Source organism: Vibrio sp. V42_P2S4T144, from assembly GCF_009904715.1.
GTDB lineage: Bacteria > Pseudomonadota > Gammaproteobacteria > Enterobacterales > Vibrionaceae > Vibrio > Vibrio alginolyticus.
The window spans coordinates 1-5,650 of record NZ_WXWS01000022.1 but is presented as its reverse complement, the minus strand read 5'-3'; the positions used below and the strand labels follow the sequence as shown (position 1 = coordinate 5,650).

Genomic DNA, 5,650 nt, shown 5'->3' with positions numbered 1-5,650 from the left:
GGCTAATGGCATGTTGACAGGCAGTTCTTATGTTACCTGTTGCAAAGCTAGCAGCAGGCGCATTATCGATGGCTTTTAAGAACACCCAGTGGCTTTGCTTATCCTTCAAGCTGACTTCTCGTGCGATGTGAGTCGCAAGCAACAACAGATCGAGTAATTCCTCATCGTTAATTGCAGTGTAGGCTCGGGGTAAGAACGGATAATCGCTGATGCCCATACGAATAATACGATTGACGTTGTGCTGCTGTGCGAACTCATCCACCCAAGTCTGGAATTTTTCGAACATGACTTCGGCAGAAGCATCACGGTCAGCGTTCGGTTCTATGTAGAGTAAGTTCGCATCTGAGAAATGGTAAAGACGCGACGGTTTTTCTATTTTTTCCGCAAGGAAGTCGCCAAATGCACGTTCTAGTTCTAGACCTGCCTTATAGCCGTTATGGACGTACATGCTTCGTAAGAATGGCAAATCGATCATAACAAAGCGTAGGCGATCATTAAGTGGTTCGTGGATCAATTCACCCATTTGCCATTGCTCGAAAGTTTCGCTCGACTTTTTCAATGAGCGAGAAAGCTTAACATTCAGCATACGCAAGTTACGTAAACGAGAGCGAGAGTGGGTGAAGAGGTCGTTACGCAGTTTTTCGATTTCACTTGCTTGGCGCTGCATAATGACACCACGGCGCATAATGAACAAAAACATGACCAATACAGTAATAAACAATGCAAATGAGATTTTCTGGAATTTACGATGCTCTCTTTCCACTTGCTCTAAGCGTTCTGATTGACCGATGTAATGGATGGTTTGTTCGGCAAATTCTTTTTGCTGACGGAACGCATCCTCACTGATTTGGTTAAGCTGCTTTTGTTCTAGACGAACGAGGTTGGTGTATTTTTTATAAGCTTGCAGAGAAAGTTTGTATTCGCCTGCCTGCTCGTAACCCAACCCAAGTAAACGGTATGACTGCTGCTTAATGAAGTTGTTATTTTCAGGTGACTTTTCAGCAAGTGCTAACGCCAGCTTAGCATTAGTAATGACGTCTTTACTGTCATTTTGATGATAAGCCAGACCTGACTGAAGCAGGGCAGCCTTTGCTTCAAGCTTAGGAATATTGGTGTATTCTAAAAGCTCTTTAGAGCGGTCTAAGTACTGCTCTGCTAGCGCGTAGTTATAGAGTTGTAGGTAGGTAGCCGCCAAGCTTAAGCGAATTTTAATGATTCTATTGATGTTCTTACTGGTACTTTCATGGTCAAGCACGTTGAAGTAATGCACTAACGCAAGGTTAAACTTACCCTGATAAAAGTAGATGTCGCCCATTTGCTCTAGGACGTCCGCTAGGATCGGAGAGCTAGGGTAAGAGTCATAAAAATCTGCGGCTTGAGATAAGTATTCGATCGCTTTGTCGTACACTCGTCGCTCCTGGAAGAGCCTAGCCAAAAGGCGATTCACTTTTGCTAATCTTGCACCACTGTTACTTTCAATAGATTGCCAATAACCGTATAGCAGCTCTGACAAAGCCAAATTGTATTTCTTGCTATTGAGGTAAAACTCGCCGACGGCTGTGTAGTAGTCGATCAAGGCTAACTCAGAGCGGCTATCGTCAAGCATGGTCTTTGCTTCAGAGTACAAGTTTTCCGCTTTAATGATATCGCCACTATGTGAAGCGAGGAGTGCTCTTTGCATCACTAGTCGGTAGCGAACGCTGTCGGTGCGTTGTAATACGGCATCGGCTTCATCGAGCTGTTGTTCAATTTGGTTAAGCGTGTCTTCCGCTTTTGAGTAGTTTTCGTCGTACATCCAAATCATTTGGTTGCGCATCAGCTGGAGATCTAAGTCCATGTACGGCAATTGATATTCTTGCGCTAAGCGTTCCGCTTTATTTAGGTGCTCGATAGCCGAACGAACATTACCCATGGCGTAATCTGCCTGAGCGATAATCTTGTGCGCTTCGATGGTGCTGCTTGGTGTGCGAACGCTACGATCTGTTTCGTCGCGAGACATGGCTGAAGGGCTGTCACTTTCTTTGCGTTCTGTTAGCTCACGCTGTGACAAATAGTTGGTTGCCGCTTGTTTTGCTTGTGATGGTTCTATTTCCGCCAATTGTTGTGCTTCGTTGAGTAACGCGGACGATAAAATGGTTGCATGAAGTGGCTGTACAAACAGCAAGCAAAGAAAGCCAATCAATTTGAATAGACGCGAACTGTCCCAAAACATCCTTTCGTTCCCTCGAACTGTTTTTAGATATGGCGATAACGGCGAAAAGCCTCAATTAGCCGTTTAAATGCGGGTTGAAGCCATTTGATATAGTAACATGCTTGGACAATAAAAACGTCCGGCAACCCTTTAGATTGCCGAACTTATTTCTGTTGCCTATGCGCTTACTGACGAGCCATACGGTGATTGTGAGCTGGCTTATCTTGTTCCGTTGAGCGGTAAGGGTTGATATCCAAGCCTCCACGGCGCGTATAGCGGGCAAATACGGTCAGTTTGCTTGGTTGGCAGTATTTCATTAGATCCGTAAAAATACGCTCTACACACTGTTCGTGGAACTCATTGTGCTCGCGGAAAGACACTAAGTAACGTAACAGCTTCTCACGAGCTATTTTTGCGCCTTGGTAGCGAATTTCTACACTGCCCCAGTCGGGTTGGTTAGTGATCAAACAGTTTGATTTCAATAGGTGGCTATGTAGCACCTCTTCAACTTGTACTTCACCTGCTGCACCTTCAAGCAAATCGGCATCGAAATCGTAACTGGTGATGTTAATGTCTTGGTCATCAATACATTCACCGTCCATTGTTACGATAGGTTGATTGGTATAGTGGGTCACTGGATTCACCTCAACCAGCACCTTTTCACCTGCGCATTCAGAAAGGTCTTGTGTTAAACGCTCAGTCACTTCTTCCCAGCTTGCAAAGCGGGTTTGGTTATAGCTGTTTAAGTACAGTTTGAAAGACTTCGATTCAATCAAGTTTGCGCTGGTGGCTGGAATGTATACTTCGCCAACGGCCACTTGTGGTAAACCTTTGCTATTTAACCAAGACAGTTCGTACAGCGTCCAAATGTCGTGCCCCATGAAAGGCAGAGTATCGCCTAACTGGAGGTCATCTCGGTTCAGGCTGCGAGGGACTGGTTGCAGCAAGCTTGGGTCATACTGGTTCGCATACTCGGTCGTTTTACCTAGTGTTAGGCCAGCAAGCTCTTTAGCGTCAGAATATTTGCTCATACTTTGTGGTCGTTTTCGATTAGAATGGCGAGAATTTTACTGAATCCGCTGGTCAATTGCCATCCGGCAAGTACGGCTATCTGATAAATAAGGAATGAGGAGACCTTCATGACCCAAAACGTTACTCAGGCGCTACAAGAGTTCAGCCTGCGCTACCAACAAGCTTGGCAAGCTAAGCACAATGAGTTGCCAAGCAGTGAAGAGCTTGCAGAGCTTGTTTCTCCTTGTGTCGAAGAGAAGCGTGATGGAAAGGTGCTTTGGAAAGCGGTCGCACGTGATGAAATGGCCGATTTCACCAATGTGGAAAATGCGATTGAGTTGTCACTGCAAGATGATGTTAAAGCCTTTTATGGTTCTCAATACTGCGCCGATATGGAGGCAACTTGGCAAGGTAATTCGTTGACGCTGCTGCAAGTCTGGAGCGATGACGATTTCGTGCGTCTACAAGAAAATATTCTTGGTCATTTGGTGACGCAGCGCCGCTTGAAACTTAAACCAACAGTATTTATCGCAGCGACAGATGAGGAAATGGATGTGATTTCTATTTGTAACCTCACTGGCAATGTGATTCTAGAGCGTTTGGGCACCTCTAAACGTGATGTATTGGCAGATTCATTGGTTGAGTTCTTGAATAAGTTAGAGGCTGCCGTCTAAGTATGTATGTTGTTGAGCTGCAGTTTGAGTGTTTTGATAACACCACCGTCAGCGCGGTAGACAAAGCCATTAATGGCTTGATGGATGCTCTGCGTTACAACGGCCAAGTATTAGGTCGTGAATTCCCGATAGTGATGGGAGAAGGTGAATTTTTCGTTCGTGTTGTTTGCCCAGAACAAGACAGCTTGCATCCACGTTATCACTCAGATTTCGTCAAAGTGTGCATGAACCGTTTGTCGGATGCGTCTTTGCTTGCTCCGAAAATGCGTATGCTAGGGCGTGATTTGAATTCAGAACAAGCAGCCGAAGAAGAGACACCTAGCTGGCAAGTGTTGTACACGACTTATGTTCATACGTGTTCGCCTTTGCGAAGTGGTGAAACCCTGTTGCCAATTCCTTTGTATCGTAATGAGCCAACACTTAATGGAGACCATAAAGCCGTCATTAAGTGGCAGACTGAGTGGCAAGCGTGTGATGAAATCCAAATGGCAGGGGGTTGCCGAGCGGAACATGCGGCGCTGCACGAAATTTGCGATGTGGATAGTGTGCTGTTTCGCCGAGGTTGGGACTTACGTGGCCGTATCGAATACATCACGAAGATCCCTACGTACTATTACCAGTATCGTGTCGGTGGTCAGTCGCTGGAGAGCGAGAAAGCGCGCAAGTGTCCAAAATGCGATGGCGAGTGGCTACTCGATGAGCCACTACATGAAATATTTCATTTTAAGTGTGATGACTGCCGAATCGTGTCGAATATCTCTTGGGACCATCTTAAGTAGCGAATTGAAGCTACTTAAATGGGTAGATAGACAAATAGAAAGGGCTGATGTTTTCACATCAGCCCTTTTGTGTTTAGAACGTTTATGTTTAGAACGTTGTTTTCAGTCATGTTTTGAAAAGTGGGATTACCAACCTTTCACAACACCGCCTTTGAACAGCTCTTTTGCCGCTTCGTAAACTTCTTCCGTTTGGTAAGCTTTTACGAAGTTTTGTACGTTTTGCGCATTAACATTTTCTTCGCGAGCGACAATTAGGTTTACGTATGGTGAGTCTTTATCTTCAACGAACACGCCGTCACGCTCTGGCGATAGGTCGATAGAGCTTGCGTAAGTGGTGTTGATGATAGATAGCGTTACGTCATCCAATGAACGTGGAAGCTGTGGGGCTTCTAGTTCAATGATTTCGATATTTTTAGGGTTGCCTACGATGTCACGTACTGTAGCGAGTAGACCAACGCCATCACGTAGCGTAATCAAACCTTGTTGCTCAAGAAGCAGTAGTGAGCGACCTAGGTTAGTTGGGTCGTTTGGTACTGCGATGCGTGCGCCATCTTGAATTTCATCAATTGATTTTACTTGCTTTGAGTAACCAGCAATAGGGTAAACGAATGAGTTACCCGCGATAGCCAGTTTGTAGCCGCGGTCTTTCACTTGTTGATCTAGGTATGGTTTGTGTTGGAACGCATTCGCGTCTACTGAACCATCATCCAGAGCGGCGTTTGGTGTTACGTAATCGGTAAATGTTACTAGCTCAACGTCTAGGTTGTATTTCTCTTTTGCTACTTTAGCGGCAACTTCGGCTACTTGTGCTTCAGCACCAGCAATAACGCCAACTTTTACTTTGTTTACGTCTACTTCTTTGTCGCCGCAACCCGCTAGAGCAAGAGCAGAGGCAGCCGTTGCTACAGTCAAAAGACCTTTAAGGCTAAATTTCATCTTTATCTCCTTATAATTTGTATTTTTGATACTTATCTGTGGTCTACACGGCGCACCAC

5 protein-coding genes are annotated in these 5,650 nt (G+C 45.3%); 2 read left to right on the top strand and 3 right to left on the bottom strand.

Features of this window, described 5'->3' with window-relative positions; genetic code table 11:
• On the bottom strand, positions 1 to 2,212 hold a 2,212-nt coding region (locus CAG68_RS00660; RefSeq protein WP_161440659.1), incomplete at its 3' end, for a tetratricopeptide repeat protein.
• A 164-nt stretch (positions 2,213 to 2,376) separates the two neighbouring features.
• Positions 2,377 to 3,222 carry an NADPH-dependent 7-cyano-7-deazaguanine reductase QueF gene (gene queF / locus CAG68_RS00655; RefSeq protein ID WP_025768898.1) on the bottom strand — a complete coding sequence of 282 codons (846 nt, stop codon included), beginning with the start codon at positions 3,220 to 3,222 and terminating at the stop codon, positions 2,377 to 2,379.
• Between the two features lie 108 nt (positions 3,223 to 3,330).
• Between queF and syd the strand changes: the two genes are divergently transcribed.
• Positions 3,331 to 3,876 (top strand): SecY-interacting protein, encoded by a 546-nt coding sequence (syd, locus tag CAG68_RS00650; RefSeq protein ID WP_005381970.1) that lies wholly within the window; start codon positions 3,331 to 3,333, stop codon positions 3,874 to 3,876.
• A gap of 2 nt (positions 3,877 to 3,878) precedes the next feature.
• Positions 3,879 to 4,655 (top strand): Zn-ribbon-containing protein, encoded by a 777-nt coding sequence (locus tag CAG68_RS00645; protein ID WP_047010147.1) that lies wholly within the window; start codon positions 3,879 to 3,881, stop codon positions 4,653 to 4,655.
• 126 nt (positions 4,656 to 4,781) lie between these two features.
• Here CAG68_RS00645 and CAG68_RS00640 read toward each other — a convergent pair whose 3' ends face one another.
• Positions 4,782 to 5,591, bottom strand: coding sequence for a MetQ/NlpA family lipoprotein (locus CAG68_RS00640; RefSeq protein WP_005381966.1), 810 nt, complete (start codon positions 5,589 to 5,591; stop codon positions 4,782 to 4,784).
• Between the last annotated feature and the right edge of the window lie 59 nt (positions 5,592 to 5,650).